Annotated in this window: 1 pseudogene; it reads left to right on the top strand. The window is 36.3% G+C overall.

What is annotated here, in order from left to right:
• Window positions 1-256: pseudogene (locus SCA31_RS24370) on the top strand (MFS transporter); the annotation flags it as partial.

Raw genomic sequence — 256 nt, 5'->3', positions numbered from 1 at the left:
CGTCGCTGCAAGTAACGACATACTGATCCCGGTATTTAAAAAAGCCTTCAATTTATCACAAACCGAAAGTATGCTCGTCCAGATCTGTTTCTACGTGGCATATACGGTAGGTTCTTTAATTTATATGGCAGTTTCAAAAGGATTGAAACAAGATTTAATTAATAAAATCGGTTATAAAAACGGTTTAATAGTAGGACTCCTTATTTCTGCTGCAGGAACATTATTATTTTATCCGGCAGCCAATATGGGATCGTTC

The sequence above is a fragment of the Chryseobacterium sp. SIMBA_028 genome (assembly GCF_046535285.1).
In the GTDB taxonomy this organism is placed as follows: Bacteria; Bacteroidota; Bacteroidia; order Flavobacteriales; family Weeksellaceae; genus Chryseobacterium.
Note: the sequence above shows the minus strand (reverse complement) of the source record. Positions and strands in the feature narration are given on the sequence as shown.